The organism is Mycobacterium sp., from assembly GCF_039583785.1.
Lineage (GTDB): Bacteria > Actinomycetota > Actinomycetes > Mycobacteriales > Mycobacteriaceae > Mycobacterium.
In genome coordinates this window covers 1-25,063 of record NZ_JAVKSG010000054.1, presented here as the reverse complement: position 1 = coordinate 25,063, position 25,063 = coordinate 1, and the positions used below count along the sequence as shown (strand labels likewise).

At 63.6% G+C, this 25,063-nt stretch carries 19 protein-coding genes and 1 pseudogene; 8 read left to right on the top strand and 12 right to left on the bottom strand.

What is annotated here, in order from left to right; translation table 11 throughout:
- Nucleotides 1–73 precede the first annotated feature (73 nt).
- A complete protein-coding gene (locus tag ABDV69_RS15455) occupies nucleotides 74–967 on the bottom strand; it encodes an alpha/beta fold hydrolase (protein ID WP_343575892.1) in 894 nt (297 codons plus the stop codon).
- Entirely contained in the window at nucleotides 964–1,116 is a 153-nt protein-coding gene (locus ABDV69_RS15450; protein WP_343575890.1) for a hypothetical protein, read from the bottom strand. Before ABDV69_RS15450 ends, ABDV69_RS15455 begins: the two co-directional genes overlap by 4 nt.
- A 134-nt stretch (nucleotides 1,117–1,250) precedes the next feature.
- Here ABDV69_RS15450 and ABDV69_RS15445 point away from each other — a divergent pair, with 134 nt between their 5' ends.
- The gene (locus tag ABDV69_RS15445; protein ID WP_343575887.1) at nucleotides 1,251–2,216 is read left to right on the top strand and encodes a diacylglycerol kinase; all 966 of its coding nucleotides are present in this window, start codon (nucleotides 1,251–1,253) and stop codon (nucleotides 2,214–2,216) included.
- 231 nt (nucleotides 2,217–2,447) lie between these two features.
- Nucleotides 2,448–3,032, top strand: coding sequence for a hypothetical protein (locus tag ABDV69_RS15440; RefSeq protein ID WP_343575885.1), 585 nt, complete (start codon nucleotides 2,448–2,450; stop codon nucleotides 3,030–3,032).
- A gap of 63 nt (nucleotides 3,033–3,095) precedes the next feature.
- Here ABDV69_RS15440 and ABDV69_RS15435 read toward each other — a convergent pair whose 3' ends face one another.
- From ABDV69_RS15435 to ABDV69_RS15415, 5 genes and pseudogenes are all read right to left on the bottom strand, one after another.
- Nucleotides 3,096–4,364 (bottom strand): amidohydrolase family protein, encoded by a 1,269-nt coding sequence (locus ABDV69_RS15435; protein ID WP_343575884.1) that lies wholly within the window; start codon nucleotides 4,362–4,364, stop codon nucleotides 3,096–3,098.
- A 10-nt stretch (nucleotides 4,365–4,374) separates the two neighbouring features.
- Complete coding sequence (locus ABDV69_RS15430) at nucleotides 4,375–5,148, bottom strand: class II aldolase/adducin family protein (protein ID WP_343575881.1); 774 nt, start codon at nucleotides 5,146–5,148, stop codon at nucleotides 4,375–4,377.
- On the bottom strand, nucleotides 5,135–6,745 hold the full coding sequence (locus tag ABDV69_RS15425) for a class I adenylate-forming enzyme family protein (protein WP_343575879.1): 1,611 nt from the start codon (nucleotides 6,743–6,745) through the stop codon (nucleotides 5,135–5,137). Before ABDV69_RS15425 ends, ABDV69_RS15430 begins: the two co-directional genes overlap by 14 nt.
- A gap of 57 nt (nucleotides 6,746–6,802) precedes the next feature.
- A pseudogene (locus ABDV69_RS15420) lies at nucleotides 6,803–7,009 on the bottom strand (gfo/Idh/MocA family oxidoreductase); the annotation flags it as partial.
- A gap of 113 nt (nucleotides 7,010–7,122) precedes the next feature.
- A complete protein-coding gene (locus ABDV69_RS15415; RefSeq protein WP_343575876.1) occupies nucleotides 7,123–8,604 on the bottom strand; it encodes an MFS transporter in 1,482 nt (493 codons plus the stop codon).
- A gap of 131 nt (nucleotides 8,605–8,735) precedes the next feature.
- Here ABDV69_RS15415 and ABDV69_RS15410 point away from each other — a divergent pair, with 131 nt between their 5' ends.
- The 4 genes from ABDV69_RS15410 to ABDV69_RS15395 all read left to right on the top strand — a co-directional run bounded on the left by ABDV69_RS15410 (nucleotide 8,736) and on the right by ABDV69_RS15395 (nucleotide 12,916).
- Nucleotides 8,736–9,170, top strand: a complete 435-nt coding sequence (locus ABDV69_RS15410; protein ID WP_343575899.1) for a hypothetical protein — start codon at nucleotides 8,736–8,738, stop codon at nucleotides 9,168–9,170.
- A 223-nt stretch (nucleotides 9,171–9,393) separates the two neighbouring features.
- The gene (locus ABDV69_RS15405) at nucleotides 9,394–9,792 is read left to right on the top strand and encodes an MmpS family transport accessory protein (RefSeq protein WP_343575897.1); all 399 of its coding nucleotides are present in this window, start codon (nucleotides 9,394–9,396) and stop codon (nucleotides 9,790–9,792) included.
- Nucleotides 9,793–9,842: 50 nt separating this feature from the next.
- The gene (locus ABDV69_RS15400; RefSeq protein ID WP_343575896.1) at nucleotides 9,843–12,632 is read left to right on the top strand and encodes an RND family transporter; all 2,790 of its coding nucleotides are present in this window, start codon (nucleotides 9,843–9,845) and stop codon (nucleotides 12,630–12,632) included.
- Between the two features lie 41 nt (nucleotides 12,633–12,673).
- Complete coding sequence (locus ABDV69_RS15395) at nucleotides 12,674–12,916, top strand: hypothetical protein (RefSeq protein WP_343575875.1); 243 nt, start codon at nucleotides 12,674–12,676, stop codon at nucleotides 12,914–12,916.
- Between the two features lie 3 nt (nucleotides 12,917–12,919).
- Here ABDV69_RS15395 and ABDV69_RS15390 read toward each other — a convergent pair whose 3' ends face one another.
- Nucleotides 12,920–13,732: an adenylate/guanylate cyclase domain-containing protein gene (locus tag ABDV69_RS15390; RefSeq protein ID WP_343575873.1), complete on the bottom strand. Its 813-nt coding sequence runs from the start codon at nucleotides 13,730–13,732 to the stop codon at nucleotides 12,920–12,922.
- A 135-nt stretch (nucleotides 13,733–13,867) separates the two neighbouring features.
- Between ABDV69_RS15390 and ABDV69_RS15385 the strand changes: the two genes are divergently transcribed.
- On the top strand, nucleotides 13,868–15,118 hold the full coding sequence (locus ABDV69_RS15385) for an FAD-dependent oxidoreductase (RefSeq protein ID WP_343575870.1): 1,251 nt from the start codon (nucleotides 13,868–13,870) through the stop codon (nucleotides 15,116–15,118).
- On the opposite strand, the gene ABDV69_RS15380 is transcribed toward ABDV69_RS15385, so the two are convergent.
- Genes ABDV69_RS15380 through ABDV69_RS15365 form a run of 4 tightly spaced genes read right to left on the bottom strand, consistent with a single transcriptional unit; the run spans nucleotide 15,119 to nucleotide 24,183 of the window.
- Complete coding sequence (locus tag ABDV69_RS15380; protein WP_343575894.1) at nucleotides 15,119–15,961, bottom strand: ABC transporter permease; 843 nt, start codon at nucleotides 15,959–15,961, stop codon at nucleotides 15,119–15,121.
- 14 nt (nucleotides 15,962–15,975) lie between these two features.
- Complete coding sequence (locus ABDV69_RS15375; RefSeq protein ID WP_343575867.1) at nucleotides 15,976–16,812, bottom strand: ABC transporter ATP-binding protein; 837 nt, start codon at nucleotides 16,810–16,812, stop codon at nucleotides 15,976–15,978.
- Nucleotides 16,809–22,376, bottom strand: a complete 5,568-nt coding sequence (locus ABDV69_RS15370; RefSeq protein WP_343575864.1) for a type I polyketide synthase — start codon at nucleotides 22,374–22,376, stop codon at nucleotides 16,809–16,811. Before ABDV69_RS15370 ends, ABDV69_RS15375 begins: the two co-directional genes overlap by 4 nt.
- Before the next feature lie 40 nt (nucleotides 22,377–22,416).
- A complete protein-coding gene (locus ABDV69_RS15365; protein WP_343575862.1) occupies nucleotides 22,417–24,183 on the bottom strand; it encodes a tryptophan 7-halogenase in 1,767 nt (588 codons plus the stop codon).
- Nucleotides 24,184–24,298: 115 nt separating this feature from the next.
- Between ABDV69_RS15365 and ABDV69_RS15360 the strand changes: the two genes are divergently transcribed.
- Nucleotides 24,299–25,063 (top strand): cation:proton antiporter (locus tag ABDV69_RS15360; RefSeq protein ID WP_343575859.1); only part of this gene is annotated, 765 nt, incomplete at its 3' end.

The following is a 25,063-nucleotide window of genomic DNA, read 5'->3' as shown; positions in this document are numbered from 1 at the left end:
TAGGACGGCGCCGGCGGAGCCATGCCTGGCCGTGCGCGCAGCGTCCGGGCCGACGGCGTGGCCCCCTCCAAGGCTAGGACCGCGTGCTGTGTTCAGCCAGCCGGTGAACTGCGGCAGCGATTTCGTCGGCGTACTCCTCTTGGAGGAAGTGCTTACCGGGCAGCAATATCGGGTTGTCCGCGCCAGCGGCCAGTTGGGCTTGCACGCCGTAGCGGCGCCAGGGCAGGGCTCGGTCTCTTGTTCCCCACACGATCTGCACCGGGTACCCGGGATTACGCACCGCGGCGACGTATCGTTGCTGATTCTGCGCAGTCAGCTCGAAGCCCCGCATGATCTTGAGGAAGGCTTTTCCGCCGTCGTCGCCAAGTAACAACGGGACGTAGCACGAGATCTCGGCCGTCCGGACCCGCCGACTGACGCCCAGGTACCGCATCAATGCGACGAATGCGCCGGGGATTTGAATGGACGCCAACCACGCCTCACCAAGGCCACGGTGGGCGAACGGTTCCATCGCCCATGGCCGGTGAAATGTCTGCACCGCCACGATGGTATTCAGCACTGTCATCGACAGCACCCGGTGGGGCACGGCGGCGGCCACCTCGAACCCGACGGGACCGCCGACGTCGTGTACCACCAGATGGAACCGGTCGAGATCCAGCGCGTCGATCGCGGCGAGCAGCCAGCGTCCCAGACCGCTCCAGCTGTAGTCGGCGTCCGCGGGGCGTTCCGCCAGCCCAAGGCCGGGCAAATCGACGGCGATACCACGGAGACCCTTGTCGGCCAGCGCCGGAAGAACCTTGCGGTAGAGGTAAGCCGACGCTGGGACACCGTGCACGCAGATCACCGGTTCCGCGTCACGCGGGCCCTCGTCAAGAACGAACGACGAGATACCAGCGGCGGTGAACATCCGGCCCGCCGCCCGATGGGCGGCCAGCAGTCCGGCCACATCGTCCGGTTCTGGTGTCACAATGATGCCTTGCCTCTCGTGTCCTTGGTTCGTCGACTGCCACCATGCCAGTCCTCTTGGACGCCCACAACGTCAACGTCGCCGCCGAAACTGGCCAGCCACACCGGGTCGAAGTAGAAGTGGAGATCGGCCCCGTCAGACACCCTCACGACTGGTCGTCCCTCCCATCGCGACGCCTGTTGCCATCGGCTTACGCCAAGCATAGTGGTGGGCAAATCCATCTCGCCGGGGCCAGGACTAGCGTCAGGGTGGTCTGTCACTCGCAACGGGACGGAGGACATCGATGGCGATCCGGGTCGCCCACGTCGGCACGGGAAACGTCGGTCGGTTGGCGTTGATCGAGCTGATCACCGATCCGCAATTCGACCTGATCGGGGTTTGTGTCTCGTCGCCGGAGAAGGTCGGCAAGGACGCCGGTGTGCTCGCTGGCCTGGATCGCGACATCGGCATCACGGCGGTCGACGACCTCGATGCCGTGATCGCCACCCAGCCGGACTGCGTCGTGTACTGCGCGATGGGCGACACCCGTCTCCCCGACGCGATGGCCGACGTCATGCGCATTCTCGCAGCCGGCATCAATGTCGTCGGGTCGTCGCCCGGTTTGCTGCAGTACCCATGGGGTGTTCTACCGGATAAATACATCGCACGTGTGGAAGATGCTGCCCAACAAGGTAATGCCAGCATTTTCATCAGTGGTGTAGATCCAGGATTCGCCCGGCCGATGGACGAGACACCGATGCTGCTGCAGCCGGGTGTGCTCAGCATCGCCTGGGGCACGGCGATCCGGCAGTTGGCGGCCGGTCTGGGCATCGAGGTTGACAACATCACTGAGTCTTACCAACGCGAGCCGGCGCCAGAGGATTTCGACATCGCGGTAGGTCATGTGGCCAAGGGCACGCTGGCCGCGCTGCAATTCGAGATTTGCGGCATGGTCCAAGGGCATCCGGCGATCGTCATCGAGCACATCACCCGATTGCGACCAGACCTTCGACCTGACTGGCAGCAACCCGCGGCGGGCGGCGGTTCGTATCGCATCGAGATCACTGGCGAGCCGTCCTACACGGTGGACATCGTTGCGAGCAGCCGCTACGGCGACCACAACCAAGCCGCCATCGCCGGCGCTGCGGGCCGGATCGTCAACGCCATCCCGGCGGTGATCGCGGCTCCGCCCGGCATTAGGACGACGTTGGACCTGCCGCTGGTAACCGGTAACGGCCGGTACGCACTGATGGGAGTCGCTGCGGGCTAGGCGGCTCGAGTTTCATGGTCCGGCGCTGATTTTGACAATCTGGCGCTGGCTACCCCGCCGATTCCGCTTCCGCCTCTTTCTTGGCGGCGGCACGCTCGGCATCGGCCGGCAAGCGTTGCGCCGACTTCTTCGGCTTTGCCCTTGATGCCCTCGCTCAGTTGCGCAAACTGCGGCTGGACTCTGCGGGTGGGATACCGTAATTCGTTACCCGATGTGAAGGAGCGCGACGCGATGAGGACTTCCCTGACTGCGGTGGCGATGGCGGCCACCGTGACGACTCTGGCCGCGGCTTCGGTCAGTGCGTGCAGCAGCCGGCCCAACTCGTCGACACCGTCCTCGACATCCGCCGGCACGACGGCTGCACCCATCAGTGACTACAGCACGCTTTTGATCAAGGCCAGCGATATCAAAGCACCCGAGCCGTTCACCGCCGGCCCCGCGACCAAGGACCCGAACGGCCAAGCCGGCGCATCCGCGACGTTCACCGACCACGATCACAGCCATACGATCCTGGACACGATTCAGATCCTGCCCGACCGCCAAGCCGCGGCCAATGCGCTCGACTCGGCGAAGGGTATCCACCGCGAGGCCCTACGCACCAAGGCGCTGAACGCCGAAGTTGGGACCGGCGGGGTGACAATCGAGGGGCTGTCGCAGGATCGCTCCAAGGGAATCACCGTGTTGCTGTTCACCGAAGGCAAGGCATTCGTCACCATGGAGTTCGACGGACCGCCGGAAATGCTGGCACCGATCGACTTCGTGACCGACACCGGACAGAAACAGGACGATCTGATCAAGAAGGCATTCGGCAGCTGACCGACGCTCGGCACCCGGATCTCGGCCGCGGAGTCCAGCTGTCTGTCGACGGCGGATTCCTGTTCAGAACGCATCGGGATTGCGCTGTACCTCGTCGGGCACCGGATGCTGGTACAGCCGAGAAGCGTTCTCCCAGGTGATTTTGCGGATCAGGTCCGGCGGTAGGTCGCCGATCTGATCGTGCACCGTCTGCTGGGTATACGGCCACGTCGAGTCGCAATGCGGGTAGTCCGATTCCAGCATGATGTTGTCTGCGCCGATGCGGTCGTGCTGCACGAATGACGACTTGTCCTCTACCGCGCAGAACCAGAAATTACGGGTGAACACCTCCGCGGGTGTCAAGCGCTCCCCCAGCGCCGCCCAGGTACCGTACATCGCGTGGTAGCTCAGCATGTGGTCGAGGCGATCCAATAGTCCAGCGACCCAACCGATTCCGCCCTCAGACAAACAGATCTGCAGATCGGGAAATCTGCTGGGCAATCCGGAGTAGAGCCAGTCGACCGCCGCGGAGATGGCATAGGCGAAAAACAGCACACCCTGCACATCCGGCGGGGCGTCCTCGGTGGTCGACGGCGACGACCCTGACGAACCGATGTGCAGATTGACGACGGTTCCGGTCTCGGCGCAGGCGGCCATCATCGGGTCCCAGTGGCCGGAGTGGATGCTCGGCAAGCCCAGCATCGCCGGGTTCTCGCTGAACGTGATGGCACGAAATCCGCGTTCGGCGTTTTCGCGGATCATTGCGGCACCGAGCTCCGGGTCGAGTAGCCACGGCAACTGGCACGCGATGATGCGACCGGGGTGCGAGCCGGCCCAGACATCGAGATGCCAGTCGTTCCACGCTCGTACCGACGCCAACGCCAGATCGCGGTCGTTGGTCACCTGCTGTAGTCGCTGGCCGGCGAAACCCGGCAGGAACGACGGAAAGTTCAGCGAGGCGTAGATGCCGTTCACATCCATGTCTTTGACGCGTTCGTCGATATCCCACGCGCCCCTGCGCATCTCGTCGAATCGAACCGGTTCGAAGCCGTATTCCGACACCGGACGGCCGACGACCGCGTTGAACCCGACGATGGGCAGCTCGCGGTCGTCATAGACCCACGTCTGGCCGCCGTCGGCGGTGTCGACGACGTGTGGAGCGCGTGCGGCGAACTCAACCGGCAGACGTCCGGTGAAAGTGTCCGGCGGCTCGACGATGTGGTCGTCCACCGAGATCAGTGTGTAGCGGCGTTGCGCTCTCGGCGGGTCCGGGAGGAAGGTGACCGAACGGGCTTCGCCGGTCTTTGCGGTCGTGAACCTCAGGTCGGCGGCCAGTTCGTCGATCGATTTCATCGCAATCCGTTCAGCTCAAGACGCCGGGGTCGGCTTTGACCGTCATCCGGGCGGCTCCCGCCCAGTACACGTCGGCAGCCCGCTCGATGAGCGATCTCTGCATCCCCGCCATGTCCGCCCAATTCATCTGCACCGGTTGCTGACCGGTGAGCAGGACGTCATAGGCGAGTTTGCAGACCCGCTCGATGGACGCGGCGCGATAGACCGCCTCGGCCAGATTGCGGCCGGTCGCGATCACGCCGTGGTTGGCCAGAACGGTCAGGTTGGCGGCTGCGATGTGGGCCGCGAGATCGGCTGCGCGGGTCGGGCTGTCGATCTCTCCGTGGTACAAGTCGACCAGGCACAAATCGTCCAGGAACAGCGAGCCGGTCTGATGCACCAGCTCGGGCAGCCGGCCCAGCGCGGCAAGCACGCACACGTAGTGCGGGTGATTGTGGACAACCACCCGCGCGTCGTCACGGACGCGATGCAGTTCGGTGTGGATATGGATCGCCGGGGTGACATCCCAACGGCCACGGACCACCTGCGCATCGGCATCGACCACGCAGATGTCCGACGCGGTGATCTCCTGCCACCACAGGCCCCACGGGTTGACCAGCATCTCGGTTTGGCCATCGGGTTGCCAGGTGATATGCCCGGCCATGTTCTCCGCGAACCCGATGGCGGCAAGATGACGGAACGCGACCGCGAGCGCCTGCTCTTTGGAGAGGTCGACACCGATCGGCGGAACCACCGACGGCGCCCACACCTCAAGGCCGCCGCGCCGAGCGTCACCAGCGTTCATGATTCGCCTCCATCCTGGTTCGAACATCCTCTCGGAGGGGGCCTTTGGCGATCTTGCCGCCCGACGATCGCGGTAGTTCGTCGACCACGATGAGTCGCTCCGGCAGCAATTCTTTCGACACCCCAGCCGCCAACAAATGTGCGACGAGTTCAGCTAGGCCGACTACTCGGTGGTTGACGAGCTCGGCGTAGAGGCAGATCTTTTCGCCGAACACCGGATCAGGCATCGCCACCGCCGCGGCGACTGCGATTGCGGGATGTGTGATCGCGGCGTCCTCCACCTGGGCGGCGCTGATGTTCTTGCCGCCACGCAGGATGAAGTCGGACGTGCGACCGGTGACGCTCAGGTAGCCGTCGGTGTCGATCTCGCAGATGTCACCCATTCGCATCCACCCGTCGCGGGTGAACAGTTGATCGTGGTCGGTGCCGTCGAGGTAGCCGAGGCTGGTCGCCGGGCCCCGGCAAGCCGGCTGACCGCGCCCGGATGCCGTGACATCTCGGTCACCGTCAAAGAGTCGGACCGACATCTCGGGAACGATCCGGCCGGCCGTACGCAGCCGATGTGTTTGTGTGTCGTGCAGCGTTGTGGCGCTGAGGATTCCGGTCTCGTTCGAGCCGTAGAACTGTAAAACCTTTGCGCCGGTCAGTGTTTCGAACTCCGCCGCCGGACGGTACGGCAACGCTTCGCCGCCGGTGAAAACCACCCGCAGCGAACTGAGGTCGTAGTCGCGCGAGGCGCGATCGGCCATCAGCATCGTCAATTGAGTACTCACGCAGCACAACACCGTGATCCGGTGGGCAGCGATTGCTTCACATGTCGCCCTGGGACTGAAGCGCTGCTGGATCACTGCGGTCGCACCCAGATAGATCGGAGTGGTGTGGCTGGTCCAGATTCCGAAGCCGAACGGAGTGGGGATGACGGGCAGGAAGATGTCGTCCGGTGTCAAGTGACCGCCGGCGACCGCCTTCTGGTGAAAGTAGTACCACCGGTTCTGGGTGTGTACGACGCATTTGGGCAACCCCGTGGTTCCGGAGGTCGAGTTGATCAGGAACACCTCGTCGGGGCCGAGCCGGCGTCTTGGTCGCAGCGCCGTGGCTGCGGCCTCGACGTTCAATCGCGGCGGTCCGTCGGTGTGCAGCAACTCCAGCACCGGCACCGCTGCCCCGGTTACGGTTTCGGTGTGCGGGCGATCACTGATCAACATCGTCGCGCGTGAGCCGCGCAGTATCGCCGCAACCTCGCGGCTACCGGCGCGCGCTCCGATGCCGACGACGATGGCGCCACACCGTTCGAGAGCGACGAAGAGCACATGAATGGCGGCCGAGTCGCCGTGCCACACCGCGATCCGGTCGCCCCGGATCACGCCGAAGCCGGTCAGTTGCTCGGCTAGAGCTGTTGCCGCACAATCGAAGTCGTGCCAGGTGATTGATCCGCCAGGAGTGTCGATGTAGGCCACCCGGGCCGGACACTCCGTCGCGTTGCGGCCTACCGCGTCCGACAACGTCAGCTCGGACCACCAGCCGGCGGCACGATACCGGGCGGACTCTTCGTCGGTGAATGCCGGCGAGCCCGCAGTCTTGCGGCCACCGGCGCTCATCACCCGATGATATGGCCAGACCAGAGCCGAATGATCCCGTTTCTGGTGTCGGGCCCGTCAGCTCGGCTCGCGCAGCGGCAAGCCGGCGGTGCGGTAGATCGCATCGATGACGGCCATGTTCGCCACGGCGTCCTCCGCCGGGGTCTTGACCGGTTCGCCACGCAATACTGCCCCGGCGAAAGCGTCCAGTTGGTAGGCATAGGAGGCCCGACGGGCAAAGCGTTCGACACGTTTGCCGTCGGACGAGCGCACCGACATCCAATGGATCAGGTGCGACGGCCCGAAGCTAACACGGCGCCGCCTGGCTGCGAAGATCTCAGTCGACCGATGACGGACGCTTGGAGCGCAGTCACGACGAATTGGCCAACCGGATTCTTTCACTCGCGTTGGCGATCTTCGTCCTGCCGCTCGGCATCGGCGACCGTCAACGGCAGGGCGATCTCTTCGAGCGGCCGCTGCTCGGCAGCGACGCCCAGCCAGAGCTCCACAACGCCCGCCGCGGCCATCACCACGGCTCCGATCAGAAACGACCACATCACCAGGCCGCGCTCTGCGGATTCGATCAGCTGCCCGAACAGCAGCGGTCCGCTGATACCACCGATAGCGGTGCCTACGGCGTAGAAGAACGCAATCGCCAGCGCTCTGGTTTCCATCGGGAAGATCTCGCTGACAGTAAGATAGGCGGCGCTCGCGCCCGCGGAGGCCAGGAAGAAGGTTGCGGCGAGCACACCGATGAATGCCCAGACGCCGCCGGCTCGGGTCAGGAACACAAACGCCAGGACGACAGCCACCACAGCCGATCCGATATAGGACAGCGCGATCATCGGTTTACGGCCGACAGTGTCGAAGAATCGTCCGAGCACCACCGGACCGAAGAAGTTGCTCAGCGCCCACAGGATGTAGAACAGCGGCACCTTGCCGGCGTCAACGTCGTAGAACCCGCTCAACAAAGTGCCGAGGTTGAACGTCACACCGTTGTAGAGGAACGCTTGGCCGACGAACAGCGCCACTCCGAGGATCGCGCGCCGCGGATAGCGGGTGAACGCGACCCTGGCGATCTCCAGAAATGAAATTGTCCGTCGTTGACGAACTTTCAGTGGTTCTCCGTGCGGCTCGGGAAGCGGCCGGCCGGTTTCTCGCTGCACATCGGCCTCTATCTCGCCGACGATCTGCTCAGCCTCCTGGTCGCGCCCGTGGATAAACAACCAGCGCGGACTCTCCGGGACGTTCCGTCGCACCAGAAGAACGAAAATGCCGAAGATGGCACCGATGCCGAAGGCAAGCCGCCACCCGATATCGGCGGGGAAGTTCGCCGTGTTGAGCAGGACGAGCGCGCCGCCGGCCCCCGCCGCGGATCCCAGCCAATACGTCCCGTTGATCACCAGATCCACCCGGCCCCGGACCCGGGCCGGGATCAACTCGTCGATCGCGGAATTGATCGCCGCGTACTCGCCGCCGATGCCGGACCCGGTGACGAAGCGCGTGATGAAGAAATACCAGGGGGCGAAGGCGAAGGCCGTTGCGACCGTGGCCGTCAGATATACCGCGAGCGTCAGGATGAACAGATTGCGCCGTCCGAAGCGATCCGTCAGATGGCCGAAGAACAGCGCGCCCAGACATGCTCCGGCGATATAGAACGCCGCTGCCACACCGATGTCCGCGGGCGTGAGCGCAATCCCGCTGCCTTGCTCGGTCAGACGTGATGACACATTCCCGACCATCGTCACCTCAAGTCCGTCGAGGACCCACACTCCGCCGAGGCCGACAACGACGCGCCAGTGAAACCGTGACCACGGCAACCGATCTAGACGTGCCGGAACACGTGTCGAGATGACTCCGGTTTGCGCGCCTGCACTCATGGGTTCTCCGTTCCGTCCTGACCGGGCTGGTGTAACTGCCGCCGTGCTTCAGTCTTGCAGTCGGCTGTCGACGGGCGACCGGATCCCGCTCGCGGTGTTAGGTTCGAACGGCGGAGCAAAGGATGTGGGATGTGAGTACGTATGTCTGGGGCCTGTGCGCGCTGATCGCCTTGGCGGTGGCGTTGCTGCTGTTGTCGATCGGAACCGCTTACGCACGGCGGTTGGAGCGGGAACCGAAGCTGCCGTTCAGCGAGGAAATCGGGGCTGCGCCGCGCGTCATCAAAAAATTGCGCAGACGCGAATCCATGACGCCAGAGGAGTTCGAGTACGCAGAGCGCATCGTCGCTATCCGTGGCAACCCCATGGCGTTCTGCATCCCCTTCACCCTGTTCGCGCTTTCGACCTATTACGTCTTCGGGTGTCTGGAATACCTGCACGGAGCCACCCCGTCCGAGCGCACGTTCATTGGCGTGATTCCGATGGTCACCTCGACGAACCTTGCCATCCAACTGCTGCGCGCACGGCGCCTCAAGGGCCGTCTGAAAACCGCGCAGCCCGTGGCCTGAAGCCTGGCGGTTCGCTCTGCCGGGTGCATCGGCAAGTGATAACGTTCGGCACGTTGTGGTCGTTTGCGTTCTGTACTGAGTAACGTCACGACGACCTCATGTCAATCTGATTGATATGTCGGGCGACGGTGGGGTCGGAGCACAAGATTTGGGGAGTGCGTTGATAAAGGGTGATCGAGTGAGCCCTCGTCCAACCACGCGCAGGGTGCTGGCGCGAATCTGGATGCCGCTGGTTGCCGTCGTCGCCGTGAGCGTCGGCCTGGTCTGCATGTACAAAGTGCACCAGTTCTCGGAGCCCGAGCCGGTGATCACGGTCAACGGTCCGCAGGCGCCGGACGAGTTCAACGTCAAACGGCTGACCTATCAGGTGTTCGGCTCGGTGGGCAAGGGCGGGACGCTGGTGTACGTCGACATCGACGGCCATCCGCACCAAGTCGACGTGACGGTGCTGCCCTGGTCGCACACCGAAAGCACCACGCTGACGGTGGCATCGGGCGCCATTTCGGTGCACGTCCACGGCGGTGAAGTGAGCTGCCGCATGCTGGTGGACGGCGTCGTGCGCGACGAACAAAAGTCCAGACATCCGGATGCCGACGTCGAGTGCAGGGTGAAGTCCGCGTGAGCGAACACCGGCTGGATGCACCCCGGGTCGAACGCCCCTTCATCCCGCGAATGGTCCGCAGATTGGCCATCCCGATCATTTTCTTCTGGGGGTTTCTCGCGGTCACGACGACTGCGTTCATGCCCAAGGTGGAGGACGTCGCAGAAGAACTCGCCGGCCCGATGGTTCCGCACTATGCACCGTCGCAGCGGGCGCTGCTGCACATCGGCGAGAAGTTCCACGAATCCAATTCGACGAACTTGACCATGGTGGTGTTCGAAACGGACAACCGACAACTGGGCGACCAGGACCACCGCTACTACGACGATTTGATGCAACGCCTCCAGCACGACACCAAGCACGTGCAGTACGTGATGGATTTGTGGGGCAAACCGTTCACCGCGGCCGGGGCGCAGAGCGTCGACGGCAAGTCCACCTATGTGCTGCTGCGCCTGGCCGGCGACATCGGCCAGATCGAAGCGAACGCCTCTGTGGACGCCGTGCGACACATCATCGAAAAGGACCCGCCGCCGCCCGGACTCAAGGTGTTTGTCAGCGGCGCCGCCCCGCTGGCCTCGGACACGCTGAGCATCGCCAACGCAAGCCTGAACAACGTCACCATCGTCACGATCGTCCTGATCTTGGTAATGCTGCTGATCGTGTATCGCTCGCCGCCCGCGCTACTGGTGCCCCTGCTCGGCGTCCTTATCGAAATGCTTGTTGCCAAAGGGGTTATCTCGACGCTTGGGCATCTCGGATACATCGAGCTGTCGTCGTTCGCGGTGAACATTGTGATCGCATTGACGCTGGGAGCGGGAACCGACTACGGCATCTTCCTTGTGGGCCGCTACCACGAGGCACGGCTGGCCGGTGAAAGCCGAGAAGACGCCTTCTACACCGCATACAAGAGTGTCGCGCCGATCATCATCGGCTCCGGCCTCACGATCGCCGGCGCGTCCTACTGCCTGACCTTCGCGCGCCTGAACTATTTCCACACCATGGGACCGGCCGTAGCGATCACCATGCTGTTCACCATCGCCGCGGCGATGACGCTCGGCCCAGCGGTGTTGACCGTCGGCAGCCTCTTCGGAATGTTCGACCCGAGGCAGGTGGCCAAGGCGCATCTGTATCGACGGATCGGTGCGAGCGTGGTTCGTTGGCCGGTGCCGATCCTGGTAGCCAGTTCGGCGGTCGTGATGATCGGGGCAGTCTTCGTCCCGACCTATCGGCAGAACTATGACGACCGGCAGTACCAGCCGCACGACGCACCAGCCAACCTCGGTTTTCAGGCCGCCGATCGACACTTCCCCAAAAGCAAATTGTTCTCCGAGATGCTGATGGTCGAAACCGATCACGACATGCGCAATTCGGCTGACTTCATCTCCCTCGACCGGGTCGCGCGGGTGTTGCTTCGACTGCACGGGGTGGCGATGGCGCAGGGTATGACCCGGCCCCTCGGCCGGCCTCTCGAGCACGCGAGCATCCCGTACCTGTTCACGACTCAGGGCAGTGGTCAAGGTCAACAGCTGCCGTTCAACAATGATCAGAACAACAACACCGACGACCAGGCACAGATCCAGGCAGACACAGTCGCGGTGCTGCGCAAAGAGATCGGCTTCTTCCAGAAAGTCTCCGATGAGCTGCACCAGACAGTCTTGACCGTCGAGGATCTGGAACGAGTCAGCAACGACATCAATGACAATGTCTCTAATCTCGACGACTTCTTCCGGCCCATCAGGAGCTATTTCTACTGGGACAAGCACTGCTTCGACATACCCATCTGCTGGACGTTTCGATCGACGTTCGCAACGGTCGATCAAATCGACCACTTGGTCGAAGACATCAAGTTCGCCAGGATCTCTCTCGCCGTGGTGGACGAGACGTTCCCCAAGATCATCGCGCAACTGAAAGCCACCGCCGACGACACCGAAGCGCTGAGGGCAAAGCTGATCAACAGCTACGGATCGGCAGATTTGCAGTCGCTGCAGACCGCGCAGACATTCGACGATTCGATCAACGTCGGCAACGACTGGGACAAATCGCGCAGCGGCGACCTCTTCTACATTCCGCACGAGGCCTTCGACAACGAAGACGTCAAGGCCGGCGAGAAGTTGATGATGTCACCCGACGGCAAGGCGGCCCGCTTCATCGTCACCCACGAGGGCAACGCGATGGGCCCCGAAGGTGTCGAACATGTCGAGCAATTCCCCGAAGCGATCAAGGATACTCTGAAAGAGACCTCCCTGGCCGGCGCCCGGATTTACATCGGTGGCTCGGGATCCAACGACAAGGACATCAAGGAATACGCGATGTCCGATCTGCTCATCGCGGCGATCGCCGCCTTCGTGCTGATCTTTTTGATCATGATGTTCATCACCCGAAGTCTGGTGGCCGCCTTGGTGATTCCCGGCACCGTGGCGTTCTCCTACGCTGGGGCGTTCGGGCTGTCCATCCTCGTCTGGCAGCACCTGATCGGGCTGCATCTGCACTGGCTGGTTCTGCCGCTGACGTTCATCATTCTGGTGGCGGTGGGGTCGGACTACAACCTGCTGCTGATCAACAGGGTCAAGGAGGAACTGCACGGTGGACTGCACACCGGGCTGATCCGGGCGCTGGGCAGCACCGGCGGTGTGGTGACCTCTGCAGGTCTGGTATTCGCGTTCACCATGCTCGCCATGCTGATCAGCGATCTCAGGACGATCGGCCAGGTCGGGTCGACCGTGTGCATTGGTCTGCTGCTCGACACGTTGATCGTGCGGTCCTTTGTGGTGCCGTCGATCCTCACCATCCTGGGGCCGTGGTTCTGGTGGCCCACACTCGTGCGCCGGCGGCCGTCGGACCCGCAGCCCGCCGGAACCTAGACGTCATCTGCTCGTAAGGATTGCTGGGCAGAATCCGAACTATGCCGACGCCATCAAGCCGGGTGCTCCAATTGCGGGCAGTCGATCTCACCAACCGGTTACCCGGATATCAACTCCGCGAGTGTGGCGAGGGCGACGATGCGTGGAAGCGGGTCAAGACCCGCGTGGTCTCCGAATTGGCCCCCTATCAAGGCGATTTCCTGCCGCAACTGTGCACAGTGAAGTTCAACGACGGGACCGAGCGGTACTTCAATCCCGATGACCAGGTGGAAATAAGGCGGTGACCGTCAGTCGGGGATCGTGACCGGGTAAAGCTGGTGAATGCCCTGCAGGCCTTTGAGTTCCGCCTCGCGCGGCGCGCATAACTCGACACCTGCGGCGCTGTCGACCGCCTCGCGTACCGCATCGCTGACCAGGATCTCGCCGCCGCTCGCTTGACCCGCGATCCGGGCGGCCATCGCGACGTTGCGCCCGAACAAGTCGTCCCCGCGTCGAACCGAGGGCCCGATGTGGACGCCGATGCGGACGCGGATCCCACCCCACTGCTCGGCCTTCGTGCGCAGCGCACGCTGTACCCCGATCCCGCACAGCACGGCCTGTTCGGCGTCGGCGAAAGCAATCATGAACCCGTCGCCCTGGGTCTTGACTACGTGACCGCCATGATCGGCGACCAGCTTTTCGATCAGCCGGTTGTGGCGCTCCAGGACTTTCACCCAGCCCCGGTCCCCCAGCTCTTCGTTATGCGCCGTGGAGTCCTCGATGTCGGAAAAGGCGATCACCACGTCGCCGTCTGCGGTCAGTCGTGCCAAATCGGGACGTTCGACCTGCGCCCATCCGGCCAGGTCTTCGATCGAGTTACGGACGGTGGCGCCAATGCCTTTGGTCATCAACGAGTCGGCGGTCCGCCACGCTGCCCTGATCGCGAAGGGCGCGAGTCCCGGTCGCCGTCGCCGACGTCCGGTGCGGGCTTGGCGACTGCGCTCCAAGTCGGTTCGGGCTTGCTTGAGCCGGCGTCGGGAGACGGTGAGCAGCACCCCGAGCGCGACGAGGCCGCCGAGTTCCACGACGGCGGCACCGCTCGTCAGCACCACCGCGTTCACACGTCGATTATGACGGCCGGCGAAAGAGCCCGACGAACCTGTGCGTGCTGAACCGCAGTTCACCGCGTTTGCCGAGCGCTGATCGTGGCAAGGTGGGAGTCCTCGCGGTGTCAAGGTGACGAAGGGCGAGCGAGCGTGGCCGAAGATCGTGTCGACGTGGTGGTGATCGGGGCCGGATTAGCCGGCTTGCGGTGCGCCGGCGTGATCGCGGCTGCGGGCCGCGATGTGCAGGTGTGGGAGCAGCACGATGACGTCGGCGGACGGGTTCGAACCGACACGATCGACGGTTTTCTGTGTGATCGTGGGTTTCAGGTACTCAATCCTGCCTATCCGGAATTGCAGCGCGCGGTCGACACCACGGCGCTTGAACTGCGGCCGTTCGCTGCCGGAGTCGCGGTGCGGCGTCCGTCCGAATCAGCCGTCCTGGTCCATCCGCTACGTGAGCCCACCCGCGTACCGAAGATGCTGACTTCTGGCGCTGTTCGGCCCGCTGACGTCGTGGCGATCCTACGGTGGGCACTTCCCGCACTGCGCCCGGGCGCCCTCAAAACGCACCCGGGTAACGACACCACGCTGAAAGCGGCCCTGGACAAGTCGGGGGTGGGTGGTGAGTTGCGCCGCGTGATTGACCGCTTCCTGGCCGGCGTGTTGCTGGACGACACCGGCAGCGCCTCGAACGCGTTCTCATTGCTGCTGACCCGGATGTTTTTGCTCGGCGTTCCCGCGCTGCCCGCCGCAGGCATGCAAGCACTGCCGCGGCTGATGGCCAGACCGCTGAGCGGACGAATCAATCTGAACCAGAAGGTGACTCGCATCGAGCGCGCTGGGACGGGCTGGCAAGTGTGGGGCGGTGCGGGCAGCGTCCACGCCGACGAGGTCGTGGTGGCGACCGATCCGCTGACGGCAGCAAGCCTGACCGATTCGCCTGCACCGGCAACCCGCGGTGTCGTCACCGACTGGTGGGCCACCGACGAAGCGCCCACGACGCGACCCATGCTGTGGATTGACGCACGGCGCGACCCACCGGGGCCGGTGCTCAACACCGCAGTCATCAGTGCTGCCGCACCCAGCTATGCCCCGGAAGGCCAACATCTGATCGCGGCGTCCGCGCTGCTGGGTGCTGACGGTGCGCCTGCACCGGAAACCACCACCCGCCGCCATGCCGCTGACATCTTGGGTGCCGACGCTCGGCCGTGGAAGCTACTGACGCGCAGCACTATTCGACACGCCTTGCCGGTCCAGCCGGTGCCACTGCGAGTCCGCCAGTCGGTCGACGTGGGCGATGGGCTCTGGTGGTGCGGCGATCACCGTGACACCGCTTCGATCCAAGGCGCTCTGGTCAGCGGGCGGCGCACTGCGGAACAGATTCTGGCCGGCCGCTGTTGATCAGTCTCGGTCCGACCACCGAAAGACTGCGAGGCACGCCATCAACCCGCCGATCGTCCAGCCGCTCAGCACTACGAAGATGTGCCAGTGCTCCCAGTTCCCGGCCGGCTCGAAGACCGCCATTTTCGACGGCAGCAGCACCGACCGGAAACCTTGAGCCATCCACTTGACCGGAAATATGGAACCCACGATCAACATCCACGTCGGCAAAAAGATGAGTGGCACGTAGGTTCCCGACACGAACTGTAAGCCGACCGCCGGGCCGTTGGTGACCACGGCGGCTGCGACCGCGTTGCTGGCCAGATTGCTGATCAAGATTCCCAGCAGTGAGCAACTGACGATCCCCAACAGAAATACCCAGGTCAGCGTGAACCAGCCGAACATCGTTGCCGGCAAACGGAGGTCGAAGAACAGCAGCCCCACCGTCAGAAGAATGACCGCCTCGGCAACGCTGACGATGGCGACGAGAAAAATCTTCCCGATGAAATACGACAGCGCGGTGGTCGGCGTTCCGCGGAGACGCCGCAATGCGCCGGTGTCGCGGTCGCCCGCGATGCTGATGCCCAGGTTGATAAAGGACGTCGACAAGATCCCATACGCGAGCATGCTGGCCGCGATGACGGCGCCGGTGCTGGTTTCGGTGTTGGGCAGTTTTGTCGAGAAGATCGAACCCAGCAGGATGCAGATGATCGCCGGCAGTGAAAAAGTCAGAACCATCTGCTCTGGCCGGCGGTAGAACATCTTGAGCTCCGGGACAACTCGAGTCAGGCCGATGCGCAGCGGAGACGGCAGCGGCGACACAGCCCGAGCGCTCCGCCGGTGCCGCGTCACGGCGCCGGTCATGCGCTCGGCGTGCATCACTGCATGCCGATCAAGTGCAGATAGGCGTCTTCGAGCGTGGGGCGAGACACCGTCAGATCGATCAGCTCCGCCCCGTCCATCGAGCATCGTCTGATGAATTCGGTGGGGCGATCGGTTCGCTCTGTGCGGATTTCGCCGTCCACTCGCCACCGGACCGTCGCGGCTGAGTTGACGTACCGGATCAAATTCGGCGGGGAGTCGACTGCAACGACCTGGCCCCCGGCGATCACCGCGACACGGTCTGCCAGCGCTGCGGCTTCCTCGAGGTAGTGGGTGGTCAGCAGGATCGTCGTGCCGCCACTGGCCAATAGCCGGATGAGGTCCCAAAAGCGCAGTCTCGCTTCGGGATCAAATCCGGTCGTCGGTTCGTCGAGAAACAGCAATGTCGGCTTGTTGATGATGCCGAGGGCGACATCGAGTCGACGGCGCTGACCGCCAGACAGTGTCCGCACTTTCGATTCGGCCACCGAGCCGAGCCCGACGAGTTCGAGAACCTCCTCGGGTGCTCGGGCGCTGCCATAGCATTTCGCGAACATCCGCAGTGTTTCCCCGACAGTCAGCATGCCGGCGTCGCTGACCTCCTGAAGCACGATGCCGATCTTGGCGCGCCAGCTCCGGCCCGCGGTTCCAGGGTCTTCGCCCAACACACTGACGTGCCCGGAATCCCGTTTGCGGTGACCTTCCAGGATCTCGATGGTCGACGACTTGCCCGCCCCATTGGGTCCGAGGATCGCGAATACCTCGCCGTACCCGACATCGAGGTCCACCTCCCGCACGGCCTGCAGGCGTCGGTAGGACTTCGACAAACGACGAACGTGCACGGCGGAATTCACGACGATGCCTCGCCCTGCTTCTCGAGTTCAGCTAGCACTTGCCGTAGCTCGGCCTCGGACAGGTGCTCGATCAATCGGTCGACATCGCCATCGGCCGCGGCGGGCTGCGGTGCTTCGTCGGTAGCCGCGGCCGGGTCGGCGTCCGCCAATTGGAGTTCGGCGAGAATTCGGGCGGCCACCGAATTCACGCTGACGCCTCGGAGCAGCTCGAGCAACGGCAGGTCGATCGCGAATGTCGCGTTGACCCTGAGCCTGAAATCCATTGCCATCATCGAATCCAGGCCGATGTCGTCGAGGGAATCGTCTGCGCTTATGTCGACCGCTGCGATCTCGAACACGGCGGCGGCGATCTGCCGAACGTGGCCGGCGACGGTGTCGAGTCTCTGGGCTTTCGGGCACCCCGACAAGACGTCGAGAATCGACAAGTCTGAATCACCGGTGTCGGAGAATGTTTCGGCTGTGCCGAGCTCGGAGAACATCGGTGGCAGCTGACCGACGAGCCCCACTTGGCGAGCCCGCATCCAGTCCGCGCTGATCGCGACTACGTGCGGCAGCTTTTGGTTGATCAGGCGATCAAGAATGCGGGTGCCGGTGGCGGGCGTGATGAGGTCTATTCCCCGCTGCGCGTAGAGCTTTTCCAGCTTGAGCTCTTCGACCATCCCCACTGACCACGGGCCCCAGCTGATTGTCAACGCAGGCAGCCCCTGTGCCTGTCGGAACTGCGCGAAGGCGTCGAGGAACGCGTTGGCGGCGGCATAGTTACCCTGTCCGGGCGAAGCGATCACCGACCCTGCCGAACCGAACATCACGAAAAACTCCAGATCGCTTCTGCGGAAGGCATTGTGCAACACGCGTGCGCCCTCGATCTTGGGCGCCATGACGGTGATGAAGTCGCTTTCGGTCATGTTCAGCAGCAGCCGGTCGTCGACAGTTCCTGCGGCGTGGATGATTCCACGAACAGGTCGGCCTCCGCCCCGGATATGGCTACTCAGCCAGCCGTTCACCTGATCGAAGTCGGTGATGTCGACGCTGGCTGTGGTCACCTGCGCGCCGAGATGCTCGATCTTACGAATCGCGCTGATCGTCTGGTGATGCCGGTGGTCTTCGGGTAGCCGGGCCCACTGGTCTGGCGGCGGGATCTCGCTGCGAGACAGTAGCGCGATATGGCGGGCGCCACGTTCGGCCAGGTAGGTGGCCACGATGCGGCCGAGGGCCCCGGCTCCACCGGTGACGACGTAGGTCGCGTTGGGCGTGAGCTTCGTCGGGAAGGCTTGGGTCAGGCTCGTGCTCGGGCGAAGACGCGGGACGAACGTCGTCTGGTCGCGGATCGCAATCTGATCCTCGGCGTCTTCCGCGAGGATGTGCGCGCAGATATGCGACGCGGTGTCCGTGCGATCGTCGGCGTCGTCGATGTCGATCAGTCCGCCCCATCGGTCGGCGAACTCCTGGTGGCCCACCACCCGTCCGAGCCCCCAAACGGCGGCCTGTTCGACGGCAAGTGACTCGGTTCCGAGGACCGACTGTGCGTTGGCGGTCAGTACATAGAGCCGTGGCGCGATGGTGTCGTGTTCTGCGACGGCTTTGACGAGATGCAGGATCGTGAAAATACCGAGCTGATAGTTTGATTCGCTGGCTGTGTCCGCGTGACGGTCCTCGGCCTCGGCGCGGATGTCGAGCGGCCAGCAGTTGATGATGCCGGCGAGGTCTCCCTCGTTCGCAAGGTGAGTTTCGATCAGTTGCCCGATGTGCTCGGGGTGCTCGGGGTTCAGTGCGTAGCCACCGTCGACCTTGGTCAGCGCGGTGACGGGCTGGTGGAGGACCGCCCGAACACGCTGGCCGTTGCGGCGCAGTTCGCCGGCGAGCATCGTCCCGACGCCGTCGTTGTCCAGGAAAATCAACCAGGACAGATTGTTTCGTGACGTCGCTGCCGCGGTGTGATCGCTCGTCGCCGGGGAGCATGCGACCCACCCGATCTCGTAGAGCCCTTTGTCGACTCGCTCGGGCGCCATCCGCGACGACGCGCTCAACGCCTGCAGCGTGAAGCCGGTGAAGATGGCCAGCGTCTCGCCATCCTCGCCGAGAAGCGTAATGTCGCTTTCGATCTCGTCCCTGGTTGACGACACCACGGAGATCTGGGCGGTCATCTGTTGTTCGGGTCCGCGGTAGATGGCGGCGTGGCGGATTCTGGTGGGAAGATAACCGTCTTCTTCGGTCTCGCGGTCCAGAAGGGTTGTGCCGATCAGCGTTTGCAAGGCACCGTCGATGAGAGCCGGATGGAATCGGTACCGCTCGATGTCGCCGGCTATCGCTGCCGGTGTCACGATCTCGGCGGTGGCCCAGCCGTCTCCGGATACCATGCCGGCAATGCTCTGGAATGCGTCACCATAGCTGAACCCGACGGCTTGGGCGCGGGTGTAGAACTCGTCGTGGTCAATGGTGGTGCTGGGTTCGGCAGGGCGGCGCCTGTTGACGCCTCGGGGCGGCCGCGCGAGGGTGTTGAGTTCCGCTGTCGCCGTCATCGTCCACTTCACGTCCCCACCGGTTGTCGCGGTGAGTGCCGCGAACTCCAGGGCCCCGGTGTCGCGGTTGAGGGTGGTTCGCAGCACGGGATCGCAGGTTTCGTCGAGGATGATCGCGCGCAGAAGCGCAAGATTGTCGACACTGAAATCACTGGACCCATAGCTGGCTTCGGCGACGGCCAAGGCCATTTCGATGTAAGCCGCACCGGGAACGACGATGCTGCCCTGCACCTGATGGTCAGCGAGGAAGGGCATGGTGGCGGTGCTCAGTTCGACTTCCCAGGTCGGATGGACTCCGCCCACCTGCTGCCCGAGCAGTGGGTGCACCGGGTTGTAGTGCAGATCCTCGGCAGCCTCCTGAGTTTCGTTCCAATACCGCTTGGACTGCCATGGGTACAACGGAAGCTTGAGAAGTCGCGCCGCTGGTCGCGGGTAGAGCGCGTCCCACGCAACCGGATGGCCGTGACAGTGCAGCGCGGCAACGCAATTCATCAGGGTGCGACCGTCATCGTCATTGCGTCGCTGAGTCGCCCAGACGACTGCGTCCTTCTCGTGGGACGCGGCTATTTCGAAGAGCGATGCGGCCAGCACGGGATGCGGGCCCAGTTCGACAAAGTGGGTGTATCCGTCGTCGAGCATGCGACGGACCGCGGGTTCGAAAAGAACCGTGGCACGGGTGTTCTGCCACCAGTACGCCGCGCCGTCGGCATATCCGTCTAACCGTTCGCCGGAGACCGTGGAGTACAGCGGGATCGTCGCCGCACCGGGATTCAATTGCTGGAACGCACTGACGAGGTCGTCTTTGATGGCGTCCATGTAGTGGGTGTGGTACGGCACTTTTCCGTTGAGGAACCTGTTGAAGATGTGCGCGTCGTCGAGTTGGCGCACGATCTCGTCGAGCACATCGCTGTCGCCGGCAACGGTTACTGTCGACGGGCCGTTGATCGCAGCGATCGATACCCGCTTCCCCACGGCGTCGCGCACTTCGGCGTCGATCTTGGACATGAAAGCTTCGGCGCTGAGGCCAACCGCGAGCATGCGACCCAGTCCGCTGGTGCGCTGCTGCAGCCGACTTCGGTGGTAGATGATTTCAACGGCCTGCTCGAAGGTGAGGATGCCGGACAGGTAATGGGCGGCTACTTCGCCGGCGCTGTGACCGATCACCGCGTCCGGGGTGATCCCGAAATGTCTCAGTTGCTCGGCGAGCGCGATCTGGATGGCGAAGTTGGCTGGCTGGGCCACCTCGGTTTCGGACATGCGGGAACGGGTTTCGTCGGCCCGAAGTTCGTCGACCAGCGACCAGTCCGTGTAGCGCGAGAGTTCGCGATCGCTACGCAGAATGCTTTGGGTGAACTCCGGATACACATCGAGCAGGTCGCGGCACATCTTCCACCACTGCGGACCCATGCCGGTGCAGACGAAGGCAAGTTTGGGTGCGGCCGGGCCGATCCGGCTCGCCGCGATCTGTCCGCCGTCAGCGAGTGCCTGAAGTTGTTGTCGCGCATCGGTGATGCTGTCCGCGACGAGGGCCTGCCGGCAGGTCAAGTGGGTGCGACGCCGACTGAGCGTGTAGCCGAGGTCGAGCAGGGTGATATCGGGATGCGAGCCCATGTGTTCGGCCAACTGACGGGCTGTTGCCACCAGTGCTTCCTCGGAACGCGCCGAGATCGGCAGCACGGCCAGCGGCAGCCGCAGGGATTGCCCGACGCCGTTGGAGCAGGTCAGGGCGGGTGGCTCGGCGAGCACGACGTGGGCGTTGGTGCCACCGAAGCCGAAGGAGTTGACACCCGCTACGCGTCGGGCCGCGTGGGGGAACGGGCGCCCGGTGCGTGGAATGTCGATACTGAACTCCGCCAACGGAATGTGTTCGCTGGGGTTGTGCAGATGCAAGTTCGCCGGGATGTACCCATACTTGAGCACCAGTGCCGCTTTGATCAGTCCCGCAACACCGGCGCCGGCCTCCAGGTGACCGATGTTCGTTTTGACCGATCCGATCACCAGCGGTTTGCTCGACAGACGTTGGGAGGCAAGTGCGTTTGCGAGAGCCCGGATCTCGACCGGATCGCCGACGGGAGTTCCAGTGCCGTGTGCCTCGACGTAGCCGACATCGTTGGGGTGGACGCCGGCCCGTCTCAAGGCCGTCGTGATGGCAGCTTCCTGAGCTTCCGCGCTCGGTACGGTGATGCCGTCGGTGTGACCGTCCTGGGACACCGCCGTGCCGAGGATCTGCGCGTAGACGTCGTCGCCGTCTCGCAGGGCATGCGCCAAGGGTTTGATGACGACGACGGCGCCGCCTTCGCCTCGTGCGTAACCGTCGGCGGACTGGTCGAAGGCTTTGCACCGGCCGTCGGGTGCAAGAAATCCACTCTTGGATTCCGCGATCGCGGTGTTGGGCCCGATCATGATGTTGACGCCACCGGCGAGCGCCAGGTCGCATTCGCCGTTCCAGATGCTCAGCGCCGCAAGGTGCACCGCGACCAGCGAGCTCGAGCACGCAGTGTCGACGGTCATGCTGGGCCCGCGGAAGTCGAAGGTGAACGAGATGCGATTTGCCAGCATCGTCATCATCATTCCGGTGGCGGAGTGGGTCTTGAATCGGTAACGACTGGTGCGCCCTTGGTTTTGAAGAAGCTGATAGTCCAGGGTGAACCCGCCGACGAACACCCCGACATCCGTGCCGGCCAGATTGTCGGCCGATATCCCGCCGTCTTCCAATGCCTCCCACGTGGTACGCAGCAGGAGGCGCTGTTGCGGATCGACCAAGTTCGCCTCGCGAGGTGAGATGCCGAAGAAATGGGGATCGAATTGATCGATTTCGCTGAGGAACCCGCCTCGACGGGTAGTCATTTTCCCGACCTTCTGCGGGTTCGGGTCGTGGTATTTGTCAGCGTTCCAGCGTGTTTCGGGGACGTCGCAGGTCGCGTCGGTTTCGCTGCGCAGCAATTCCCAGTAGCGGTCCGGCGTTAGGGCGCCGCCTGGGAAGTGGCAGCCGATTCCGACGATTGCGAGTGGCTCGTGAGCGCCCTGTCCGGCAAGCGTGTTCACCTTATCGACCTAACGACTTGTGGTCGGATCTGTCGTCCGCTCAACTGAATTCGAGTTCGGGAGCGCATCGGACAATCCACGCCTCGCCGAGCGGGTCGACGTCTTGCTGCTGGCGGTACGTGGATCGGAGTTCTCGCAGCAAGGTGTCGCGTTGCCATGCCTGCACCTGCTGGGTGACATCATCGGAAAAATCGCGGCACTTGTCGGTGAGTATGCTCTCGATCAGTTGGCCCGCAAGCTGGCGCAGCAGCAGCACGTTCGCATCGAATTGCGCCGTGAAATCTGACGCTTTCCCCATCATGGCCGTATGTAGCGTGACCATGAAGTTGTGCGCTGAATACATATCGACGAATTGCGATGAGGGGCGGGCGCTTTCAACACCGGCCCATTCTCGGAAGAATCCTTGCATCCGGTTGCTCAGCTCGATGAGGCCTTCCAGGTGTGGCACCACTGCGGGATCGTCGGCCACACTGACGAATCGGCCATTGCTGTACATCAACCCGAGGAAGCCCCAGTAGTACGCGATGTCCCAAACGACCTTCGCCGTCATGACGGCGGGCGAACCCATGAGCTGGTACTGGTTGCAGTAGATGTTGAGCCACATGTCGGTCAGCGATCGAAAAAGCGAGTCGTTGATAGCGGCGCGTGCGACGACGCTTTCACCGTCGAGTTCGCGGGTGATCATGTCGGTGATAAGCCCGTTGCCGATCGCGACCAGGTCCAGTCCCGAGGAGTACAGCGGGTCCAGGAAAACGGCCGCGTCACCGGTCAGACACCAACGGGCTTGCGCGTCATAAACTCTGGTGGACCCGTGGCTGTATTTCTTCATCACCCTGAAGTCCTTGATCAGGTGCTTGCTCTGCTCGAGGGCAGCAGCGCATTGCGGCTCGTGTTCGACAAGCCAGGCCTGAGCCTTCTCGAGGGTGTTGAAGTCGCTGAACGCGTGGAAGGCGGGGTCCGCGACGATGCCGACGCTGGTTGAGCCGGACGCGAGCCGGATCAACCACACCCAGTAGCCTTCGCCCATCAGGTGATTGGTCGACATCGCCCGGCGGCCTTCGACGAGGCGCGCCTGCCAGGTCGGGTCGTCGCTCCACTGACCGATGTCGATTTCAGTCGCGACCCGCAGCCAGACCGCATTGCAGCGGTGTTCGTTGGAGCTCTTGAGTTCGAATTGGCGGGGCAGAGCCCGGTTGCGGCCTGAGGCGTCGACCACCCAACGGGCCGTGGTCGAGGTCGTGGCTTCACCCCGCTGAACGTGCAGGGTGTGCGGCTGGCCGTCGACGCCTAGTTCGACGGATGTGACTCGGCCGGCGGTGATTGCGACACCCTCAGCGGCGCAGCGTCTGTTGAGCTCGTTCTCCAACCGCCCGCGGTCGATTTGGTAGGTGACCTGAGGTGTGAACGAGGAGCTCCCGAGCTCCATGCGTTGGGCGATGTCGGTGTTTCCGTCGTGCGAGAAAAACATCCGCAATCCCATTTTCCGAATCTGAGCGGTATTTAGGTGGTCGGCTAATTCGAGGCGGTCCCGCAGGTATTGAGCCGATATCTCCACTGTCGACTCGCCGACGGTGTGGGTGATCTCCGGCAACGGGTGAGCGCGGGGCTCGATGATGAGCAGTCGGGTTGTCGGCCGGGCACGGCGCAACTCGAGCGCGAGGGTGAGCGCTGCGACTCCCCCTCCGACGATCGCCACCTCATGCTCCGATTGGACGTCGACTCCGCCGACGAGCCGCGATTTGATCTTTTGCGCCAGCGCGACCCGTGCCTCCGGGCTCAGTTGAGACAACTGTGCGTTTACGTCCACGCGTCCCCTCCCGCCGTTCGGATAGGACAGTTACTTAACATTTAAGAAGCTACACTAATTTGGGTCTCTGGCAAGCGGAGCAGCGACGAGTCAGGCCAACCCCGAGGACGCATCGATGCCGGCAGCAACCGCGGTCCATTTCGTGCTGGAACTGGCAATCATTCTCGTTGCCTGCCGCGTCACCGGCGCAGCGGTGCAGCGACTGGGGCAGGCGCCGGTCGTCGGCGAAATGATCGCCGGTGTGCTGCTGGGGCCGTCATTGTTGGGTCGGACGTGGCCCGACGTGCAACATCACCTATTCCCCCCGGGCCCAGCCAATGTCGTGCTGTACACGACAGCCCAAATCGGTCTGGTGCTCTACATGTTCCTCGTCGGACTCAACTTCGACGTGAACCTCATCAGGCATCGCGTCGGCACCGCGGCCGCCGTGTCGGCGGCAGGCATCTTGGCCCCACTGACGTTGGGGGCGCTCGTCGCGGCACCGCTCTTGTCCAGCGGGATTTACTTCGACCAGAGTGTCACGTTGGCCATGGCCATGATGTTCCTGGGCGCATCGATAGCGACGACTGCGTTCCCCATGCTCGCCCGCATCATCTACGAACGAGGGCTCTCCGGAACGCCTTTGGGCACCCTCGCGTTGGCGTGCGGCGCGGCGGACGATGCATTTTCGTGGTGCCTGCTGGCGACGGTGCTCGCCATACATCGTGGGAGTGCCGCCGTCGCGCTCACCGCAATAGTCGGCGGAATTCTGTATGCAGTACTACTTCTCACCCTGGGGCGCAGAGCATTTCGCGCGCTCGGGATGAGATATTGTCAAGACCTGTGGATGAGGGTGTTTCAGGCGACCTCCGTTTCGGTTGATTCGGCACCGGGCTCGGCC